This is a genomic window from Ruegeria sp. BK1, assembly GCF_056535645.1.
In genome coordinates this window covers 1,051,761-1,070,244 of sequence record NZ_JBQFIS010000001.1, presented here as the reverse complement: position 1 = coordinate 1,070,244, position 18,484 = coordinate 1,051,761, and the positions used below count along the sequence as shown (strand labels likewise).

19 protein-coding genes are annotated in these 18,484 nt (G+C 58.1%); 9 read left to right on the top strand and 10 right to left on the bottom strand.

Annotation, left to right across the window (positions count from 1 at the left end; genetic code table 11):
- Positions 1-22 precede the first annotated feature (22 nt).
- From lpxD to ACR3E7_RS05305, 3 genes are read left to right on the top strand one after another with little or no spacing between them, the layout of a single operon-like run.
- Positions 23-1,114, top strand: coding sequence for a UDP-3-O-(3-hydroxymyristoyl)glucosamine N-acyltransferase (gene lpxD, locus ACR3E7_RS05315; RefSeq protein ID WP_480504306.1), 1,092 nt, complete (start codon positions 23-25; stop codon positions 1,112-1,114).
- 32 nt (positions 1,115-1,146) lie between these two features.
- Positions 1,147-1,404 (top strand): acyl carrier protein, encoded by a 258-nt coding sequence (locus ACR3E7_RS05310; protein WP_170786803.1) that lies wholly within the window; start codon positions 1,147-1,149, stop codon positions 1,402-1,404.
- A gap of 9 nt (positions 1,405-1,413) precedes the next feature.
- Positions 1,414-2,622, top strand: coding sequence for a beta-ketoacyl-[acyl-carrier-protein] synthase family protein (locus ACR3E7_RS05305; RefSeq protein WP_170769776.1), 1,209 nt, complete (start codon positions 1,414-1,416; stop codon positions 2,620-2,622).
- Between the two features lie 42 nt (positions 2,623-2,664).
- Here ACR3E7_RS05305 and ACR3E7_RS05300 read toward each other — a convergent pair whose 3' ends face one another.
- On the bottom strand, positions 2,665-3,264 hold the full coding sequence (locus ACR3E7_RS05300; protein ID WP_170769775.1) for an invasion associated locus B family protein: 600 nt from the start codon (positions 3,262-3,264) through the stop codon (positions 2,665-2,667).
- Positions 3,265-3,700: 436 nt separating this feature from the next.
- Here ACR3E7_RS05300 and ACR3E7_RS05295 point away from each other — a divergent pair, with 436 nt between their 5' ends.
- Complete coding sequence (locus tag ACR3E7_RS05295; protein ID WP_170769774.1) at positions 3,701-5,242, top strand: helicase HerA-like domain-containing protein; 1,542 nt, start codon at positions 3,701-3,703, stop codon at positions 5,240-5,242.
- A 36-nt stretch (positions 5,243-5,278) separates the two neighbouring features.
- On the opposite strand, the gene ACR3E7_RS05290 is transcribed toward ACR3E7_RS05295, so the two are convergent.
- The 7 genes from ACR3E7_RS05290 to ACR3E7_RS05260 all read right to left on the bottom strand — a co-directional run bounded on the left by ACR3E7_RS05290 (position 5,279) and on the right by ACR3E7_RS05260 (position 11,413).
- On the bottom strand, positions 5,279-5,533 hold the full coding sequence (locus ACR3E7_RS05290) for a hypothetical protein (RefSeq protein ID WP_170769773.1): 255 nt from the start codon (positions 5,531-5,533) through the stop codon (positions 5,279-5,281).
- A gap of 180 nt (positions 5,534-5,713) precedes the next feature.
- Positions 5,714-7,027, bottom strand: a complete 1,314-nt coding sequence (locus ACR3E7_RS05285; RefSeq protein ID WP_170786798.1) for a branched-chain amino acid ABC transporter permease — start codon at positions 7,025-7,027, stop codon at positions 5,714-5,716.
- Entirely contained in the window at positions 7,024-8,034 is a 1,011-nt protein-coding gene (locus ACR3E7_RS05280) for a branched-chain amino acid ABC transporter permease (protein ID WP_170790892.1), read from the bottom strand. Before ACR3E7_RS05280 ends, ACR3E7_RS05285 begins: the two co-directional genes overlap by 4 nt.
- Positions 8,034-8,474, bottom strand: a complete 441-nt coding sequence (locus ACR3E7_RS05275; RefSeq protein WP_480504307.1) for a hypothetical protein — start codon at positions 8,472-8,474, stop codon at positions 8,034-8,036. The genes ACR3E7_RS05280 and ACR3E7_RS05275 overlap by 1 nt, the downstream gene beginning before the upstream one ends.
- A 2-nt stretch (positions 8,475-8,476) precedes the next feature.
- Complete coding sequence (locus ACR3E7_RS05270; RefSeq protein WP_170769848.1) at positions 8,477-9,307, bottom strand: ABC transporter ATP-binding protein; 831 nt, start codon at positions 9,305-9,307, stop codon at positions 8,477-8,479.
- Between the two features lie 8 nt (positions 9,308-9,315).
- Complete coding sequence (locus ACR3E7_RS05265) at positions 9,316-10,104, bottom strand: ABC transporter ATP-binding protein (protein WP_170769769.1); 789 nt, start codon at positions 10,102-10,104, stop codon at positions 9,316-9,318.
- A 127-nt stretch (positions 10,105-10,231) separates the two neighbouring features.
- Positions 10,232-11,413 carry an ABC transporter substrate-binding protein gene (locus ACR3E7_RS05260; RefSeq protein ID WP_170769768.1) on the bottom strand — a complete coding sequence of 394 codons (1,182 nt, stop codon included), beginning with the start codon at positions 11,411-11,413 and terminating at the stop codon, positions 10,232-10,234.
- Between the two features lie 151 nt (positions 11,414-11,564).
- Here ACR3E7_RS05260 and ACR3E7_RS05255 point away from each other — a divergent pair, with 151 nt between their 5' ends.
- Positions 11,565-12,659, top strand: a complete 1,095-nt coding sequence (locus tag ACR3E7_RS05255) for a PQQ-dependent sugar dehydrogenase (RefSeq protein ID WP_480504409.1) — start codon at positions 11,565-11,567, stop codon at positions 12,657-12,659.
- Here ACR3E7_RS05255 and ACR3E7_RS05250 read toward each other — a convergent pair.
- Complete coding sequence (locus tag ACR3E7_RS05250) at positions 12,656-13,660, bottom strand: GlxA family transcriptional regulator (protein WP_170786786.1); 1,005 nt, start codon at positions 13,658-13,660, stop codon at positions 12,656-12,658. The two genes, ACR3E7_RS05255 and ACR3E7_RS05250, sit on opposite strands and share 4 nt — an antisense overlap.
- Before the next feature lie 170 nt (positions 13,661-13,830).
- On the opposite strand from ACR3E7_RS05250, the gene ACR3E7_RS05245 reads away from it, so the two are divergent.
- Complete coding sequence (locus ACR3E7_RS05245; RefSeq protein WP_170769765.1) at positions 13,831-15,201, top strand: class II 3-deoxy-7-phosphoheptulonate synthase; 1,371 nt, start codon at positions 13,831-13,833, stop codon at positions 15,199-15,201.
- Positions 15,202-15,466: 265 nt separating this feature from the next.
- Here the strand turns inward: ACR3E7_RS05245 and ACR3E7_RS05240 are convergent, their stop codons facing one another.
- Positions 15,467-16,141 carry a PAS domain-containing protein gene (locus tag ACR3E7_RS05240; protein ID WP_480504308.1) on the bottom strand — a complete coding sequence of 225 codons (675 nt, stop codon included), beginning with the start codon at positions 16,139-16,141 and terminating at the stop codon, positions 15,467-15,469.
- 255 nt (positions 16,142-16,396) lie between these two features.
- Here ACR3E7_RS05240 and ACR3E7_RS05235 point away from each other — a divergent pair, with 255 nt between their 5' ends.
- From ACR3E7_RS05235 to ACR3E7_RS05225, 3 genes are read left to right on the top strand one after another with little or no spacing between them, the layout of a single operon-like run.
- A complete protein-coding gene (locus tag ACR3E7_RS05235; RefSeq protein WP_480504309.1) occupies positions 16,397-17,275 on the top strand; it encodes a YicC/YloC family endoribonuclease in 879 nt (292 codons plus the stop codon).
- Positions 17,276-17,291: 16 nt separating this feature from the next.
- Positions 17,292-17,933, top strand: a complete 642-nt coding sequence (gene gmk / locus ACR3E7_RS05230; protein ID WP_170769762.1) for a guanylate kinase — start codon at positions 17,292-17,294, stop codon at positions 17,931-17,933.
- Positions 17,930-18,454, top strand: a complete 525-nt coding sequence (locus ACR3E7_RS05225; protein ID WP_170786778.1) for a gamma carbonic anhydrase family protein — start codon at positions 17,930-17,932, stop codon at positions 18,452-18,454. The genes gmk and ACR3E7_RS05225 overlap by 4 nt, the downstream gene beginning before the upstream one ends.
- Positions 18,455-18,484: the final 30 nt, after the last annotated feature.

The following is an 18,484-nucleotide window of genomic DNA, read 5'->3' as shown; positions in this document are numbered from 1 at the left end:
GCCTTAATCCGGGGAACCCGACATGCACTATACCATTCAGCAGATTGCCGATGCCCTTGGCGCGGAATGTCAGGGCGATGTCAGCCTGATCATCGCGCGCGCAGCGGAACCGGCGGATGCAGGTCCTGATGATCTGGCGATGGCAATGTCCCCCAAATATGCCGAGGCTTTGGGCAACGGCGCGGCCCGCGCGGCCGTGTTGTGGGAAGGTGCGGATTGGCAGGCCATGGGGTTGCAGGCCGCCATCTTTGTTCCGCGTCCACGGATGGCAATGGCGGGGATCACCGCGATGCTGGACCGGGGGCAGGGGATTGCGCCCGGCATTCACCCGTCAGCCGTTGTCGACCCAACGGCAGAGATCGGCGAAGACGTCTCGATCGGCCCATTGGCGGTGATCGGCGCTCGGGCCAAAATCGGCGCGGGTTCGGTTATCGGGGCGCATTGTGTGGTCGGGATGGATGCAGTTCTGGGTCAGAACGCCATGCTGCGCGAAATGGTCAGCATCGGTGCCCGCGCACAGATCGGAGACCGCTTTACCGCGCAACCCGGCGCGCGTATCGGCGGCGACGGGTTCAGCTTTGTCACGCCCGAGGTGTCGGACGTTGAAAACGTGCGCAAGACCATGGGCGACAAGGGCGACGCACGGGCCCAAAGCTGGTTGCGCATTCACTCACTTGGCGCGGTCGAGATCGGTGATGATGTCGAAGTTGGCGCCAACTGCACTGTCGACAATGGTACGATCCGCAATACCCGGATCGGCGACGGCTCGAAACTGGATAACCTGGTCCATGTGGGCCACAATACCCGCGTGGGGCGCGATTGCTTGCTGTGCGGGCAAACCGGTGTGTCAGGCTCGGTCGAGATTGGAAACAACGTCGTTTTGGGCGGTCAGACCGGTGTGGTCGACAATATTTTTATTGGCGATGGCGTGATCTCAGGCGGTGGCACAAAGATCCTGTCCAACGTACCAGCGGGCCGTGTCATCATGGGTTATCCGGGAATAAAAATGGAATCTCATACGGACATTTACAAAGCGCAACGCCGCCTGCCGCGCATGGCCCGTGACGTAGAGGCGTTGAAAAAGGCTGTTTTCAAACAGTCGCCGAGTGATTAAATCACCCTCAACGGGATAATCAGAGGATCGACATGAGCATCACCGATCGCGTCATCGCCATCATCGCCGAACAGGCCGTGCTGGACCCTTCGGATGTGACGCCCGAAAGTACGCTCGAAGATCTGGGGATCGACAGCCTTGGGCTGGTCGAAAGCATCTTCGCCATCGAGGAAGAGTTCGACATCTCAGTCCCGTTCAATGCCAACGAGCCGACAGCCAGCGATTTTGACATCTCGAATGTCGCTGCGATCATCGCCGGTATCGAAAAGCTCGTGTCGGAAAAGGTCTGACGCAGGATCATGAAACGCGTTGTTATTACCGGTGCGGGCACGATCAACTCGTTGGGCCACTCCGTTCCGGCGACGCTTGAGGCGATGCGCGAGGGGCGCTGCGGTATTTCCGAACTTGAGTTCCGCGATGTCGAGCGCCTTGCCATCAAGATTGGCGGTCAGGTGCGCGGGTTCGAGGCCGAGGGCCGGTTCAACCGCCAACAGATGACCCTGTATGATCGGTTTACGCAATTCACCCTGACGGCGGCAAAAGAAGCAATCGAACAGTCTGGGATCGAATTTCATGGCGATCTAGCGGCGCGCTCAGGCGTTGTCTTGGGAACAGCCGGTGGCGGCGTGTCGACCTGGGATGACAATTACCGCTCAGTCTATGAGGACGGTAAGAACCGGGTTCACCCCTTTGTCGTGCCCAAGCTGATGAACAACGCGGCGGCCAGCCACGTATCTATGGAACATAACCTCAAAGGGCCCAGCTTTACGGTCTCGACCGCCTGTGCCTCGTCAAATCACGCGATGGCTCTGGCGTTCCAGATGGTGCGCAGCGGCGCGGCCCCGGCGATGCTGACGGGTGGAGCGGAATCCATGCTGTGCTTTGGCGGCGTCAAGGCGTGGGAAGGGCTGCGGGTCATGTCCAAAGACGCCTGCCGTCCGTTCAGCGCAAACCGCAACGGTATGGTTCAGGGCGAAGGCGCAGGTGTCTTTGTTTTTGAGGAGTACGAACACGCCCGCGCGCGTGGGGCCGAGATCCTGTGTGAAGTGGTGGGGTTTGCCATGACTTCGGACGCCGCAGATATCGTGATGCCCAGCAAACAAGGCGCGGCTCGGGCAATTTCGGGCGCTTTGGCGGATGGTGGGATCAATGCCGATCAGGTGGGCTATATCAACGCGCACGGAACCGGCACGGCGGCCAATGACAAGACCGAATGCGCGGCAGTGGCGGATGTCTTTGGTCCGCATGCGGATGATCTGATGATATCGTCCACCAAATCCATGCATGGACACCTGATCGGCGGTACCGGCGCGGTAGAACTGTTGGCCTGCATTATGGCACTGCGTGACGGCGTGATTGCGCCTACGATCGGCTATGAGGAACCTGACCCGGAATGCGCTTTGGATGTGGTTCCGAACGAAGCCCGCAAAGCCAAGGTAGAAGTTGCGCTGAGCAATGCGTTCGCCTTTGGTGGCCTGAATGCTGTTCTTGCTCTAAGGCAAGTCTAAAAGGAACGCGCTGTCTTCTGACAGCGCGCTCCGGCGGTTCGGTTAGTTTTGCGCAGGCTCAAGCGTATCAAAACCAGCGGTGAATCCGGCCAGCGAGACTTCCATTTCCAACAACTGAGTCGGTGCCAACAAAGACACCAACGACAGCGTTGCCGTTGTCCCTGCTTTCATTGCGTCAATGTCACCTTGAGTGAACCCAAGCTGTGCGAGGCATCCGACCGGGTTGCAATGGTGATAGTTGTACCGCTTGCCAGGTGCGCCGTCGATGGACAGAGCAAGCTGTGCCTGCAACAGGATTTCAAGCGGAACTACGACCGTTGCTCGGGCGGCAGCGGGAGAGCCCTCGGGCAGATTCTGAATAGTGATGTCGGCAATGGGCTGCCCCTGGTCACCGGCCAGAATTTGGCGGAGGAAACAGGGATCTTCACCTGCTTCAGTCTTCACACACGAGATCATCCAATCACCGTGCTCTTCTTTGATGTAGCGGCTACCTACGCGTGGTCCTTCCTCGCCAAGATCCAAATCCGCGCCAGCCTGAGTCTGCGGAGCAGTTGTAGTGTCGGCTTGATTTTCCTGCGCCGCGACCGCCCCGGCCCAAAGCATGGCGGCAACAACATTGAGAGTGAGAAGTTTCTTGATCATGAACGCCTCGGTTCTGTGGATACGCTTTTTGCACGGTCTAACACTGTTCCGGCAGGGTGTCAGGCACTATGCCAAGAAAATGCGTTGATGTGATCGGATTTTTGCCTGTCCACAGATGAAAACTATCGTTGGAGCAACAAAAAAAGGGAGCCGGTGGAGCGGCTCCCTTTTCTATAATTTTCTCCCCGTCGGACTGGCCGACTTAGTTATGCGCAGACGTTACGAGAGGGAATCGCGACGGTCAACTGCTAACCTGAAAAATTGATCACTTCGGCGGTTTTCGTGAAAAAAGCCGCGCCCAAAGGCGCGGCCAGTCGACAGGGAGGAAGTCTGCCGCCTGCTTCCGGTTTGGTTACAGGCGGCGAATAGACTATCGCAGTTATTTGTTAAATTTGTATGCTGCCCTCAGACCGGTGGAAATTGGGGCAAATTTCATATGCAAAACAATATCTTTTTGGGCGGAGCCGGGGATGGCTACAGCGAACCGGAAAACCTGACGCTGAAATACGCCAACCGCCACGGGCTGATCGCGGGTGCGACCGGGACCGGAAAAACAGTGACTCTGCAAATTCTGGCAGAGGGTTTCTCGCAGGCCGGGGTGCCCGTATTTTTGTCGGATGTTAAGGGCGATCTTTCGGGGTTGGCCAAGGCGGGCAGCGCAGCGCACAAACTTCATCAGGCGTTTCAGGATCGCGCCCAGACAATCGGGTTTTCGGACTATAGCTATGGCGCTTGTCCGGTCACGTTCTGGGATTTGTTCGGAGAGCAGGGTCATCCCGTCCGCACCACTGTAACCGAGATGGGTCCGCTGCTGTTATCGCGCTTGATGGACCTCAGCGAGGCGCAGGAAGGTATCCTGAACATTGCCTTCCGTGTGGCTGATGACGAAGGGATGCCACTGCTTGACCTCAAGGACCTGCAATCGCTGCTGGTTTGGGTGGGAGAGAACCGAGGCCAGCTTTCATTACGGTTTGGCAATGTCTCGACATCTTCGATTGGTGCGATCCAACGGCGGCTGCTGGTGCTAGAAAATCAGGGCGGCGCGAACCTGTTTGGTGAACCCGCACTGGAACTGGCTGATCTTATGCACACCGACGCGCAAGGGCAGGGGGTCGTGAACATCCTCGCCTCGGACAAGCTGATGGGGTCGCCCCGGCTGTATGCGACGTTCCTGCTGTGGCTGCTCAGCGAATTGTTCGAAGAACTGCCCGAGGTGGGCGACCCCGACAAGCCTAAACTGGTATTCTTTTTCGACGAAGCGCATCTTCTGTTCGAAGATGCACCCAAGGTTTTGGTGGACAAGGTGGAACAAGTCGCACGCCTGATCCGGTCCAAGGGCGTGGGGGTGTATTTCATTTCCCAGAACCCCGCCGACATACCCGAAGATATTCTGGGCCAATTGGGCAACCGGGTTCAACATGCGCTGCGGGCCTTCACCGCGCGCGACCGCAAGAACTTGCGTCTGGCGGCGGAGACCTACCGAGAGAACCCCGCTTTCGATACCGAAGCCGCGATCCGCGAGGTCGGCGTAGGCGAGGCGGTCACTTCGATGCTGGAGAAAAAGGGCGTACCTGGCGTGGTCGAGCGGACCTTGATTCGTCCGCCGGGGTCTCAGTTAGGGCCAATCACGAAGGCTGAGCGTCAAGCCATTGTTGCCGCTTCGTCGATGGAGGCGAAGTACCGAGAGCTGAAGGACAGAAAATCGGCCTTTGAAATCCTTCAGACCCGCGCAGATGCGGCCGCTCAGGCGGCAGAAAAGGCCGAGGAAGAAATCGAAACCCAATCCGTGGCCGAGCGGGAATTCGCAACGGCGCGCAGATACTCCGGCAGCCGGGTTGGGCGGTCATCCTCACGCGTGATGCGCAAGAAAGACAGCTTTGCCTCCGCCATGAGCGAGGCGGTCATCAAAGAACTGAAAGGAACAACAGGCCGCCGCATCGTGCGCGGCATTCTGGGTGGATTGTTCAAAAGTAGGTAGGGCCGGGGACAGTCACGGACCGCCCCGGCGACAGGCTTAGCCCTTAAGGCGGCGCTGGCCTTCCTGCTTGCAATAGGCATCCGCCTCGGGGACCGTCATTTTGGTGGCCGGGAAATCAATCGCGCGGTCCCAAATGACGCGATCAGGGCGGTACAGTTGGCACGTAACTTCACCCTTCGGAGTTTGGACTTTGACCGGTGTGGTTTCAAAATCTTCCGGGCTTGGAACGCAAGCTGCCAATCCGGCGATCAGGGGAAGCAGCAGCAGTGATTTGGTCAGCGTCGAAGTCATGTGAACTCTTTTATACTCGACAGGGTGGTCGCATCATTCTACGGATTTTCTAAATTCCCGTAAACGCGTGGGATTTCGGCCAATGCCAAACTGGTTGTACCCCGTCTAGACGGACAGCGCGCTTAGATCAAGAAACCGCGCCTGAAAAGAGGCACGGTTTCGTCGCTTTTGAGATAACTGTTACTTTTCTGGTATCAATCCGCGTGGGCTGAACCTGAGGACGATCAACAGTATCAAACCCATCGTGAACAGGCGCATATGGGCAGCGCTGTCGATCAGATGCGCCTTCAATGCGCTGCCTTCGGGCATGGTTGAAGTAATCAGGTTCATCAGCCAAAGGCCCATCGGCTCGACCTGGACCCACAGGAACCAGATCAGGAACGCGCCCAGAACCGCGCCGAAATTGTTGCCCGAGCCGCCGACGATCACCATCACCCAGACGAGGAAGGTAAAGCGCAGCGGATTGTAGGTGCCCGGCGTCAGCTGCCCGTCCAGTGTGGTCATCATCGCGCCCGCAATACCGCAGATCGCGGAGCCCAAAACGAAGATCTGCAAATGGCGGCGGGTGACGTCCTTGCCCATCGCCTCGGCCGCAACTTCATTGTCGCGAATGGCGCGCATCATCCGTCCCCATGGGCTTTTCAGCGCCATCTGTGCCATCCAAAGCAGCACCAGCAGCACTATGGTGAACAGCAGCGAATAGCCCAGCTTGACCGAAAGCGTCGAGGCCGTGACTGGGTCAAGACCCAGCCATTCGGCGCGGGCGATGAATCCGGGATCTGCTTGCAACTCGACCTCATAGCCGACCACAGGCGCAGGGCGCGGGATGCCGTAGACATTCTTGACGCCGCGGGCCAGCCAGTCTTCGTTTTTCATGATGGCGATGATGATTTCGGCAATACCCAGCGTCGCAATCGCCAGATAATCCGAACGCAGACCCAGCGCGGTTTTCCCGATCAGCCACGCCGCACCAGCAGCCAGCAGACCTCCGGCGGGCCAAGCAAGCAGAACGGGCAGGTTCAGGCCTCCGATATTACCCGCGACCGCAGGGTCGATGGCCTCTATCGCGGCGACGTTGGGGTCGAAAATGGCTCGGTAGACAAAGAATCCGACGATCAGAATGCCGATGATCGCCAAGGTTTGTACCCGCCCTTTGGGCATCTTCTGCGCGGTGATCACAGCGGCTACAACCGTCGCTGCGCCCAGAAGCAGCGCGAGGATGACGCCAAAGCCCCCGCCGGTCCACGCGCCCGGCGTCGGCGGCGTCGAGACCAGTACAACCGCCAGCCCGCCCAGCGCGACAAAGCCCATGACGCCGACGTTGAAAAGGCCCGCAAAGCCCCATTGCAGGTTCACCCCGATGGACATGATGGCCGAGATCAGCCCCATGTTCAGGATCAGGATCGCCGCGTTCCAGCTTTGCGTGAACCCGGTCAGCAGGATCAGGCTGCCGACGGCAACGAAAAGCAGCGTATTCTTGACAGTCTCGGTCATACCGCTTTCCCCTTGAACAGGCCCGTGGGTTTAAACAGCAGCACAATCAGCAGGATCACGAAGCTGACGGCGAATTTGTAATCAGTGGACAGAAATTGGACCAGGCCAGAGGGCTCAAGGCTTTCAGGGGCCAGATAGGTCAGTACCTTTTTCCACGCGTAGGTGATGGTCACCTCGGAAAAGGCAATGATGAAGCCACCCGCAATGGCCCCCAGCGGATTGCCAAGTCCGCCCACGATGGCCGAGGCAAAGATTGGCAGCAGAAGCTGGAAATAGACGAAGGGTTTGAAACTTTTGTCGAGGCCATAGAGAACACCCGCCGTGGTCGCCAGCGCGGCAACGATGATCCATGTGATCATCACCACGCGTTCCGGGTTGATGCCGGACAGTAGGGCCAGATCCTCGTTATCAGAGTAGGCCCGCATCGACTTGCCGGTGCGCGTTTTGTTCAGGAACCAGAACAGCAATGCAACGGCGACAACAGCGACGATCACGGTGATGCCCTGAGAGGTCTTGATCGCCAGCCCCTCGCGCAGGCCGGTCATCGCTTTGAAGTCACGCGCCGAGACGATGAACCGCTCTCCGTCCGAAAAGCGCTGATCATCCGGGCCGATGATGAACCGCACGATCCCGTTCATGATGAACATCACGCCCATAGACACGATCACCAGAATGACCGGCTTGGCCTTTTGTTCGCGGTAGAACCTGTAAACCAGCCGGTCCGTGATCAGTACAAGCACGATACAGCCCAGAATTGCAAAGGGCAGGGCCAGCAGAGCGGTGGGCAGCGGCCCGAAACTGACCCCTGCGGCTTGTAGGCCCCACGTGACCAGCACAGCGATCATCGCGCCAAAGGCCATCGTGTCGCCATGGGCAAAGTTCGAGAACCGCAGGATGCCATAGATCAGCGTCACCCCCAAAGCCCCCAGCGCCAACTGGCTGCCATAGGCGATTGCGGGAACAAGAACGAAGTTGGAGAGCGCCACAAGGGCATTGAGGAAGTCCATTAGTTTATCACCGTGCAGGCGCCATCGTGGCTATAGGAAGTGTAACGCGTTGGAAGATCATCCATGCGCCACATGGCACCGCCTTGCAGAGAAGCTTCCATTGTCGATGCAATAACCATCTTCGAGAAAGCTCCAAAGTCTTTTTCACCGTTTCCTGAAGACATTGAATCGAAAACGAGCAGCTCCCCTATTTCGCCAAATTCTGCTTCTTGTTCGTGAGAATTTAGAGCGTCGAACAATTTATACTGATCCTCAGATTTGTAGTGTCTGACGATCATCCAGATATCGTATTTTTTGCAGTCCTGATTGTCTCTGGTACACTCAGGTCCGAACTTACAGGAAAACAGAGAAGATAGGTTTTGAGCCTGATCGGCAAAAGCGACTGTGTTTGCCGTAAACAGTATTGCTATCGGAGCAACCGGGTTGAACTTCAGAAACATCCTCACCCCCCCAAGAAACTCTTACGCACTTCTGGATCGGCCAGTAATTCCTTGCCCGTGCCGGTATAGGCATTCCGCCCTTGAACCAGCACGTATCCCTTGTCCGCGATCTCCAGTGCCTGACGGGCGTTCTGTTCGACCATCAGGATCGGCAGCCCGGTGCGGGAAACCTCGATGATCCGGTCGAATAGCTCATCCATCACGATGGGCGAGACGCCAGCGGTGGGTTCGTCCAGCATCAGCACCTTAGGTTGGGTCATCAGCGCGCGGCCCACGGCGACCTGCTGGCGTTGGCCGCCCGACAGCTCTCCGGCGGCTTGGTTGCGTTTGTCGCGCAGGATCGGGAAGAGGTCATAGACCTGCTCCATCGTTCCCGAAATATCGTCGCGGCGGATGAAGGCACCCATCTCAAGGTTTTCTTCCACCGTCATCGAGGTGAAGATGTTCGACGTCTGTGGCACAAACCCCATGCCCTTAATCACCCGATCTTGCGGCGACAGTTTGGTGATGTCTTCGCCGTCCAGTCGAACAGCTCCGGCGCGGACGTCCAGCATTCCGAAGACCGCCTTCATCGCGGTCGATTTTCCTGCGCCGTTGGGGCCGACGATAACGGCGATTTCGCCTTTATCGACTGCGATGGTGCAGTCATGCAGAATGTCGGGCCCCTTGCCGTAACCGCCGGTCATAGTGTCGCCGATCAGGAAGGGGCCGCCCTCGACCTTATGCGTCTCACCGCTTTTGCGATGGGCGGGGGTCATGGTGCCGACGCCATGTGTGTTGGTGATTGAGGCGTCCTTGTTGCCCTTGTCGTCGTGATAAGGATTGTCGCTCACGCCAGCGGTCATGTTTGGGCCTCCAGCTTGTCCTTGTTTTTCAGGCCGGTGCCCAGATAGGCCTCGATCACGTGCTCATTGGCCTTGATCTCGTCCAGAGTACCTTCGGCCAGCACCTTGCCTTCGGCCATACAGATTACCGGGTCGCAGATTTTGCCGATGAAATCCATGTCATGTTCGATGACCACAAAGGTATAGCCGCGTTCCTTGTTTAGGCGCAGGATTGTGTCGGCGATGGTCATCAGTAGGGTACGGTTCACCCCTGCACCAACTTCGTCCAGAAACACGATCTTGGCGTCGACCATCATGGTGCGACCCAGTTCCAGCAGTTTTTTCTGCCCGCCCGAGACCTGACCGGCCTTGTGATCGGCCAGATGTTCGATGGTCAGGAACTCCAGCACCTCATCGGCCTTGGCCTTCAATGCGCGTTCTTCATCGGCAATGCGTTTGCGCCCGAACCACGTGTTCCAAAGCGATTCACCTGATTGCGCACCCGGCACCATCATCAGATTCTCGCGGCAGGACATCGAAGAAAATTCATGCGCAATCTGGAAGGTGCGCAGCAGGCCCTTGTGAAACAGCTCATGCGGGGGCAGGCCGGTGATATCCTCACCATCCATATGGACCTTCCCGCTGGTCGGCGGCAGAACGCCCGCGATCACATTGAACAGAGTGGTTTTTCCGGCCCCGTTCGGCCCGATCAGACCGGTGATCGAGCCCTTTTGGATTTCCAGCGATGCCCCGTCCACCGCATGAAACCCGCCGAAATGCTTGTGCACGTCTTCGACGACGATCATCTTTTCCCCTAGCCGCCGTTTTCCGGCGTTATTGCCACATCCCTGTACGAATGGTGCGGGCTTTTGTCATTGAAACAGCCCGGACACAAGGCCCGGGCTGCTTGTTTTTATGATTGTTAACCTTGGATCAACGGAAGTTGACGGTTTTGTTCTCGCCGTCGGTCACTTCGATCTCGCGGTACGAACCCGCGCTTTCGCCGGGGCCGATCAGCTCAACGCCGGACGCGCCGACATAGTCGATGTCCTGACCTGCGGCCAGCAGTTCCAGACCCTTGGCCAGCTCACCTGGGTAGATCTTTTCACCCGGTGCGTTGGCGACGTCCATGATCTTGCTGCCGTAATCGGCGGGGCTGGTCGAGCCTGCGGCCTGCATGGCCAGCATGAACAGCGCAGCTGCGTCATAGGCTTCCGGCGAATAAGGCGACGAACCGTCGAAACCGGCGGCTTCAGCCATTGCAAAGTACTTCTCGGCGCCCTCGCCACCCGAACCGGCGATCTGACCGAACGAGCCGTTCAGGTCGGGGCCAACATTGTTGGGAAGCGAGTCACCGATCATGCCGCCGGGCAGACCGAACGTGTCAAACGCACCGCTGTCCAGTGCCGACTGGATGATACCCAGACCACCTTGGTCGAGATAACCCGCGACAACCAGAATGTCGCCACCGGCCGAGGCCAGCGCGCCCACTTCGGCCGAGTAGTCGGCCTTGCCGTCTTCGTGTGCGGCAACGATGGTCACTTCGCCACCTGACGCCTCAAACGAGGACTGGATCGCGTCTGCCAAACCTTTGCCGTAATCGTTGTTGGTGTAGGTCAGTGCAATCGAGCTGATGCCACGGTCATTCAGGATGTCTGCCATCACCTGACCTTCACGCGCATCCGACGGCGCGGTGCGGAAGAACAGGCCGTTGTCTTCCATGGTCGACAGGCCGGGCGAAGTCGCCGATGGCGAAATCATCACCATGCCGTTTGGAATAGCGACGTTCTGCAGGATCGCGCCGGTCACACCCGAGCAGTCGCCGCCAATGATGCCAGCAACGCCATCTGCGATCATACGCTCTCCGTTCGAGGTCGCCAGGCCATTGTCGATACAACCAGTATCGGCGCGGGACGCGCTGACTTTGGTGCCGTCCAGCAGCTTGCCAGATTCGGTGACTTCGGCCATTGCCAGTTCCGCACCTGAACCCATCGCCGGGGCCAGTGATTCAATCGGGCCGGTGAAGCCGAACAGGACGCCCAGCGTGATATCTTCGGCCAGAGCCGGACCAGCCAGCAGAGCGGATGCCGCAGTTGCAGTAAGCAGCTTTTTCATATGGTTACTCCCTATTGTGAACGTATTCGTTCTGGTCACGACCCTAGGCAAGCTGCTCGGAAAAGAAAAGTCCTAACGCAAACGTGTTTTTGCGCAAAGGAAAGCTATTTGGTCTCATAGGGCTGACGCAGTGATTTTGAAGGGAAAAATGATGGTCCGAGCATTTGCGCTTCTTCTTTTGACGCTGCTAAGCGTCCCGCTGCGTGCTGAGGTCTTAAGCACCTCTTCGGGCTCAGTGCAGGTTGAGCCGATGGTTCAGGGGCTGGATACGCCGTGGGCCGTCGGAATTATGCCTGACGGATCGTTTCTGGTGACAGAACGGGATGGAGAGTTGCTGCATGTCTCGGATGGCAAGGCAAAGAAGGTGCGCGGTGTCCCAAAGGTTGCGGCAAACGGACAGGGTGGGTTGCTGGATGTGACAATCGCCCGTGATTTCACGCAAAGCCGGGAGATTTTTCTGACCTTCTCAAAGCCTCAACGGGGTGGGGCCGGTACCGCTCTAGCCGTGGCGCGGCTGTCTGAAAGCGGGGATCGGCTGACCAATCTGCGGGTCCTCTTCGAAGCCGTTCCCGGAGGGTCCGGTGGTCGACATTTCGGTTCGCGTGTGGTCGAGGCCAACGACGGCACTTTATTTGTCACTATTGGGGATCGCGGCGACCGTCCCCAAGCGCAGGAAACGTCCAACCCTATTGGTTCAGTGATCCGCGTGAACCGTGACGGAACAGTTCCTGCGGATAACCCGTTTGTGGGGGCGCCGGATGTTCGGCCCGAAATCTGGTCCTATGGCCATCGCAACCCACAGGGGGCCGGATTGGACGCACAGGGCCGCTTGTGGGCCGCAGAACACGGTGCGCGCGGCGGGGATGAGGTGAACCTGATCCAACCCGGACGGAATTACGGCTGGCCGATCATTTCGTACGGTCGTCACTATTCGGGTAAGAAGATTGGCGAGGGCACTTTCAAAGATGGGCTTGAACAGCCGAAATTTTATTGGGACCCGTCCATCGCACCCTCGGGTCTGTTGGTTTATTCCGGCAAGCTATGGCCGCAATGGGCCGGCGATATATTCGTTGGCTCCCTGAAGTTTGACTATATTGCCCGTCTCGCAGGATCGCCCCTGACCGAGGTCGAAAAGATCGAGGGCTCAGCGACAGAACGAGTCCGCGATATTGTGGAAGCGCCGGACGGGGCGATCTGGTTTATCTCTGTCGGGCAGGGCGCGGTTTACCGGATGACACCGGGTTAAACAGACAGTTTCCCGCCTTGAGCGCCTCGCTCGCGATATGGCGTGGTGTTGTAATGGGCGCGGTAGCATTTCGAGAAATGCGACGGGCTGGCAAAGCCACAGGCCAGCGCCACGTTGATCACGCTCATATCGGTCTGCATCAGCAGGTTTCGCGCCTTGTGCAGCCGCAGCTCCATGTAATACCGCTTGGGTGAGCGGCTCAGGTAGCGCCGGAACAGCCGTTCCAGCTGGCGCGTGGACATGCCGACATCCTTGGCCAGAATCGAGGGCGAGATCGGCTCTTCGATGTTTTTTTCCATCATCAGGATGACCTGGCTGAGCTTTGGATGCCGAACCCCGATCCGGGTGGGGGTCGACAGGCGCTGCGTGTCCTGATCCGTGCGGATCGACGAATAGATCATCTGATCCGCCACCGCATTCGCCAGATCTTCACCATAGTCATCCGCGATGATCTTCAACATCAGGTCGATGGACGAAGTCCCGCCCGCCGTCGTCATCCGGTTGCCGTCGATCTGGAACACGGATTTCGTCAGCTCGACCTCATCGAATTCCTCGATGAAGCTGTCCGAATTCTCCCAGTGGATTGTCGCGCGTTTGCCATCCATCAAACCAGCCTTGGCCAGAGTGAAGGCTGCTGTACACAATCCGCCAATTTTCAATCCCCGCCGCGCCTCGCGTCGTACCCAATTGAGCACCTTCTTGGTGGTGGCGTTCTGAACATCTACGCCGCCGCAAATCAGGATCACGGCATCGCGCTGAAGTTCAACGAGATCGGAATCAAGTTTGAAGTTGGCTCCAGCCGAACATGTAACGGTGTCACCGCCTTCACCGGCAAAGGTCCAGGTGTACAGCTCTTTATCGGCCATACGATTGGCGATGCGCAGGCTGTCCAGTGCCGACGCAAAAGACAGCAAAGAGAACTTGTCCAAAAGGACAAACACGAAATTCTTAGGGTTGGCCGCAGTGTCTTGCACCGTGACAACTTGGCGTTGCTCTTGCATGGCGAGGTGTCCTTGATTCGCCGCCAGGGGACGATAGGTCCGGCGGCACGTATTAAAACCACCATGATCAAAGCTTGTTTACGACGTCAAGGGGGCGCAATTGGGATATGGTCACTCTGTCACGCATTTTGTATAGAGACGACCTGAATACTTCAGCGGAGATCAAAGCTATGACCGAGTGGCAAAAAACGAACTGGCGCAACAAGCCCCGAGTTCAGATGCCAGATTATACCGACGCGGCCGCGCTGGCCAAGGTCGAGGCCCAGCTTGCCCAGTATCCCCCGCTGGTTTTTGCGGGCGAGGCACGGCGGTTGAAACAACACCTGGCTGCGGCTGGACGGGGTGAGGCGTTCCTGCTTCAAGGCGGCGACTGTGCTGAAAGCTTTGAACAATTCAGCGCGGATGCGATCCGTGACACGTTCAAGGTAATGCTGCAGATGGCGATGGTTCTGACCTATGGTGCCAAGGTGCCGGTGGTCAAAGTTGGCCGTATGGCCGGTCAGTTCGCCAAACCGCGCAGTGCCCCGACCGAAGTGGTGGATGGTGTGGAACTGCCCAGCTACCGTGGTGATATCATCAACGAGTTGGCCTTCACTCCCGAGGCCCGCATTCCGAATCCGTCCAAGATGCTGCAAGCCTACACGCAGGCGGCGGCCACGCTGAACCTGCTGCGTGCGTTCTCGACCGGTGGTTTTGCGGATATGACCCGCGTGCATTCCTGGACGTTGGGCTTCACCGACGATCAAGACGTGCAGAAATATTCGGAGATCGCCGACCGCATTCAAGACTCCATCGACTTCATGGATGCCGCCGGGATCAACGCCGATACCACGCATGAGTTCTCGACCGTCGAGTTCTACACCAGCCATGAAGGGCTATTGCTGGAATACGAAGAGGCGCTGACCCGTCTGGATTCGACCTCTGGCAACTGGCTGGCTGGCTCGGGTCACATGATCTGGATCGGCGACCGTACCCGTCAGCCCGACGGCGCGCATGTTGAATTCTGCCGGGGCGTACAGAACCCGATCGGTCTGAAATGCGGTCCGACCACGACTGCCGAAGACCTCAAGGTTCTGATGTCCAAGCTGAACCCCGAAAACGAAGAGGGTCGCCTGACCCTAATTGCGCGGTTTGGTGCAGGCAAAGCGGGTGAGCATCTGCCGCGCTTGGTGAAGGCCGTCAAGGAAGAGGGTGCCAATGTGACCTGGGTCTGCGATCCGATGCATGGCAACACGATCAAGTCGGCCACGGGTTACAAGACTCGCCCATTCGATTCGGTCCTGCGCGAAGTCCGTGATTTCTTTGGCGTCCATCAGGCCGAGGGCACCGTCCCCGGCGGCGTGCATTTCGAGATGACCGGTCTGGACGTCACCGAATGCACTGGCGGCGTGCGCGCAGTGACGGAAGAGGACCTCTCGGACCGCTACCACACCGCTTGCGACCCGCGTTTGAACGCGTCGCAATCGCTGGAACTGGCGTTCCTTGTGGCCGAAGAACTGACGAACCTGCGCCGTAACCGCACTAAACGTGCGGTTGGCTAAGGCGGCGCGCTTCTTTACGCGAACCCAAAGGGGGCCAAGTTGTTTGGGCTGAGCTTCCTTTGGGCACGTTTGCGCCGTCGGCATTCTCGTAAGGCGTCACAGAGTTTCTACTGCCTGACGCCTTACTTGCAGAATCTCGACCCGATCCAGAATCCAAGAACCCGTATGCGCGCCGATGGCCGGTTCGAGGGCGAGGTTGGGCGAGACAAAAAAAACCGGCAAGACGATCTGGTTGCCGGTTCTAAAATAACATCGGGTTCCGAACTCAGTCGTCGCGCGACACGACCAGCCGCAGGTGCGAACCCGGACGTTTGAATTCTGTCTGATCTTCGGCAAAACCAACCACAGACGGCCGTGCCGGTTTTTGAGGGGCCTGAACATCTGAGACGGGGCGCAGTTTCTGATCCGAGACGTCAAAGCGCCGTGGGGTTGCACCGATCACGCCGTCGCTGACCATCACGCCCAACACGCGGCTGACATCACCCAGATCGCTTTTCAAGGGCAGAAGGATCATCCGTGCCTGCATTCGGGTGCGACCCAGTGCGCCGGGCGAGATCAACCCAAGGTCGGCAATCGCGGGCTTGGCAAAGACTTCTTCCAATACGTCGGTGATTTGAGTCCGCGCACCGGGTTCGAAAAACGCTGTCAGAGGCATTCCGCGTACCTCCATACCTGCCAGGTTGTTCAGATGGCTGCCCGCAAGGCGAAACCTTGCCAGACCGGGTGCGATGCGTTCCAGGATGAAGGTGTATTCCAGAATATTCTCGAGTCCGCGCGGATCAATCTGCGACCGCATGGGCACACCGTCGCCCGTCAGCAACGCTGTCCAATATGCCTCAGCCTGCCGGATGGGGGACAGGCTGCGCCCACTGTCAAAACGATCCATTGCGACGATCTTTCCAAAGTTTGACCCGGAACCGTTCCCGAAAAACGTCTTCATTTTCATCACCCTAGCGTCAATCGACCGTCATTTTCATAAAATGCCACATATCGGGGACATCACCGACTGACCACCCCCGACAGCGACCAGATTGACACGGGTTAATACAATTTTGGAGGAATTCTTTAATGAATGGTTAACTGCGTACTGGATGCGACAAACTCAGCAAACTCTTGCCCTGCGCTGGTGGTTGGCTTTAGGTGCTGGCGGAATAGGGCCATGGGCTATAACGAAAGGTCGGCTATGATCAGATCCATGACGGGCTTCGCCTCGGGCAAAGGCGCTTTGGGGCCGCATAGCTGGACGTGGGAGCTGCGCAGCGTCAACGGCAAGGGGCTGGACATGCGCATTCGCGTTCCAGATTGGCTGACCGGGCTGGAGGCGGCGCTGCGGGCGCAGATGTCCAAGGCGCTGAGCCGGGGGAATGTCACCTTGTCGCTGCGCTTGAACCGGGACGAATCCGCGCCTGAGATCGTGTTGAACGAAACGGCCATGGCCGCAGCCCTGGCGGCGGTGAAGCGCACCCAGCAGATGGCGGAGGAAGCTGGCGTAGCACTTGCAACGCCAAGCGCTGCCGATTTGGTGGCGCTAAAAGGCATGCTGGATGCAGGGGCCGATGTGGATGATCCGACCGCTCTGGTAAAGCAGCTCAGCACCGAATTTGCGACCGTTCTGGCCGAGTTCATCGCCATGCGCGAGGCCGAGGGGCAAGCGCTGGCCAAGGTTCTAGACAGCCAGCTGGATCAGGTGGCAGCTTTCACCGATCAGGCCGCCGCGCTGGCCGAACAGCGCAAGGACAAGATGGCCGATGCCTTACGCGAAAATCTGGCCCGCGTGCTGGAAAACGCACAAAGCGCAGATCCGGACCGGGTCGCGCAAGAACTGGCGCTGATCGCGGTCAAAGCGGATGTGACCGAGGAAATCGACCGCCTCAGAACCCATGTCACGGCCGCGCGCGACTTGCTGGCACAGGATGTGGCAGTGGGTCGCAAGCTGGATTTCCTGATGCAGGAATTCAATCGCGAGACAAATACCTTATGCTCCAAGGCGCAAAGCGCCGAACTGACCTCGGTAGGGCTTGAGTTGAAAGCCGTAATTGATCAGATGCGAGAGCAAGTGCAGAACGTGGAATAACGACAGGAACACCCTTATGGCGGATCGACGCGGCCTACTTATCATTTTGTCTTCACCTTCCGGGGCAGGCAAATCCACCTTGGCCCGGCGGCTGATGCAGTGGGACAGCGACCTTGAATTCTCGGTCTCGGCCACAACGCGCGCCCCGCGTCCGGGTGAGGAACATGGCCGTGAATACTACTTCCTCAGTGAGGATGCGTTCAAACAGCAGGTCGCCGACGGTCAGATGCTGGAGCACGCGCATGTATTCGGGAATTTCTATGGCTCACCCGCGGGGCCGGTGCGCGAGTCGATCAACAGCGGTAAAGACGTGCTGTTTGATGTGGACTGGCAGGGCGAGGTGCAGATTCGCAACTCAGATCTAGGCAAGCACGCTTTGTCGATTTTCATCCTGCCGCCCTCGATCCCTGAACTGCGTCGTCGGCTGGAAAGCCGGGGTCAGGACGCCGCCGACGTGATCGCCAAGCGGATGCTGAAAAGCTGGGATGAGATCAGCCACTGGGGCTATTACGACTACGTTCTGGTGAATGACGATCTGGATGCGACCGAGGAAAAGCTGAAGACCATCGTCAGCGCCGAACGCATGCGGCGTATCCAGCAACCGGTGCTGCAAAACCACGTTCGCACACTGCAAAACGAATTCGAGGAATTGTCATGACGGTCTACGCCCTCGGCCCGCACACGCCGCAAATCCACGAGGACACCTGGGTCGCGCCCGATGCGAACCTGATTGGGAAGGTGGTGCTGGAGCAGGGGGCCTCGGTCTGGTTTGGCTGCACCATACGCGCCGATCATGAAGAGATCCGGGTGGGCGAAGGCAGCAACGTGCAGGAAAACTGCGTGATGCATATTGATGCGGGCTATCCGCTGACGATCGGCAAGAACTGCACCATTGGGCATAAGGTCATGTTGCATGGCTGCACGATCGGGGAAAATACTCTGATCGGGATGGGGGCAATTGTCCTGAACGGCGCAAAAATAGGAAAGAATTGCCTGATAGGGGCAGGGGCGTTGATCACAGAAGGCAAGGAAATCCCGGACAATTCGCTGGTGATGGGTGCACCGGGCAAGGTGGTGCGAGAATTGGATGCGGCTGCGGCGCAAAAGATCACGTTCAGCGCGCTGCATTATCAGGAAAACATGCGCAAGTTTCGTGAAACTTTGACACCCGTGCCCTAGAACGCCCTCGAATATCACCGAGTACCAACG

What these genes read in the sequence shown, in the direction of transcription:
- lpxD (WP_480504306.1), top strand. Translation starts at nt 23, where the DNA reads ATGCACTATACCATTCAGCAGATTGCCGATGCCCTTGGCGCGGAATGT.
- ACR3E7_RS05310 (WP_170786803.1), top strand. Translation starts at nt 1,147, where the DNA reads ATGAGCATCACCGATCGCGTCATCGCCATCATCGCCGAACAGGCCGTG.
- ACR3E7_RS05305 (WP_170769776.1), top strand. Translation starts at nt 1,414, where the DNA reads ATGAAACGCGTTGTTATTACCGGTGCGGGCACGATCAACTCGTTGGGC.
- ACR3E7_RS05300 (WP_170769775.1), bottom strand. Translation starts at nt 3,264, where the DNA reads ATGATCAAGAAACTTCTCACTCTCAATGTTGTTGCCGCCATGCTTTGG.
- ACR3E7_RS05295 (WP_170769774.1), top strand. Translation starts at nt 3,701, where the DNA reads ATGCAAAACAATATCTTTTTGGGCGGAGCCGGGGATGGCTACAGCGAA.
- ACR3E7_RS05290 (WP_170769773.1), bottom strand. Translation starts at nt 5,533, where the DNA reads ATGACTTCGACGCTGACCAAATCACTGCTGCTGCTTCCCCTGATCGCC.
- ACR3E7_RS05285 (WP_170786798.1), bottom strand. Translation starts at nt 7,027, where the DNA reads ATGACCGAGACTGTCAAGAATACGCTGCTTTTCGTTGCCGTCGGCAGC.
- ACR3E7_RS05280 (WP_170790892.1), bottom strand. Translation starts at nt 8,034, where the DNA reads ATGGACTTCCTCAATGCCCTTGTGGCGCTCTCCAACTTCGTTCTTGTT.
- ACR3E7_RS05275 (WP_480504307.1), bottom strand. Translation starts at nt 8,474, where the DNA reads ATGTTTCTGAAGTTCAACCCGGTTGCTCCGATAGCAATACTGTTTACG.
- ACR3E7_RS05265 (WP_170769769.1), bottom strand. Translation starts at nt 10,104, where the DNA reads ATGATCGTCGTCGAAGACGTGCACAAGCATTTCGGCGGGTTTCATGCG.
- ACR3E7_RS05260 (WP_170769768.1), bottom strand. Translation starts at nt 11,413, where the DNA reads ATGAAAAAGCTGCTTACTGCAACTGCGGCATCCGCTCTGCTGGCTGGT.
- ACR3E7_RS05255 (WP_480504409.1), top strand. Translation starts at nt 11,565, where the DNA reads ATGGTCCGAGCATTTGCGCTTCTTCTTTTGACGCTGCTAAGCGTCCCG.
- ACR3E7_RS05250 (WP_170786786.1), bottom strand. Translation starts at nt 13,660, where the DNA reads ATGCAAGAGCAACGCCAAGTTGTCACGGTGCAAGACACTGCGGCCAAC.
- ACR3E7_RS05245 (WP_170769765.1), top strand. Translation starts at nt 13,831, where the DNA reads ATGACCGAGTGGCAAAAAACGAACTGGCGCAACAAGCCCCGAGTTCAG.
- ACR3E7_RS05240 (WP_480504308.1), bottom strand. Translation starts at nt 16,141, where the DNA reads ATGAAGACGTTTTTCGGGAACGGTTCCGGGTCAAACTTTGGAAAGATC.
- ACR3E7_RS05235 (WP_480504309.1), top strand. Translation starts at nt 16,397, where the DNA reads ATGACGGGCTTCGCCTCGGGCAAAGGCGCTTTGGGGCCGCATAGCTGG.
- gmk (WP_170769762.1), top strand. Translation starts at nt 17,292, where the DNA reads ATGGCGGATCGACGCGGCCTACTTATCATTTTGTCTTCACCTTCCGGG.
- ACR3E7_RS05225 (WP_170786778.1), top strand. Translation starts at nt 17,930, where the DNA reads ATGACGGTCTACGCCCTCGGCCCGCACACGCCGCAAATCCACGAGGAC.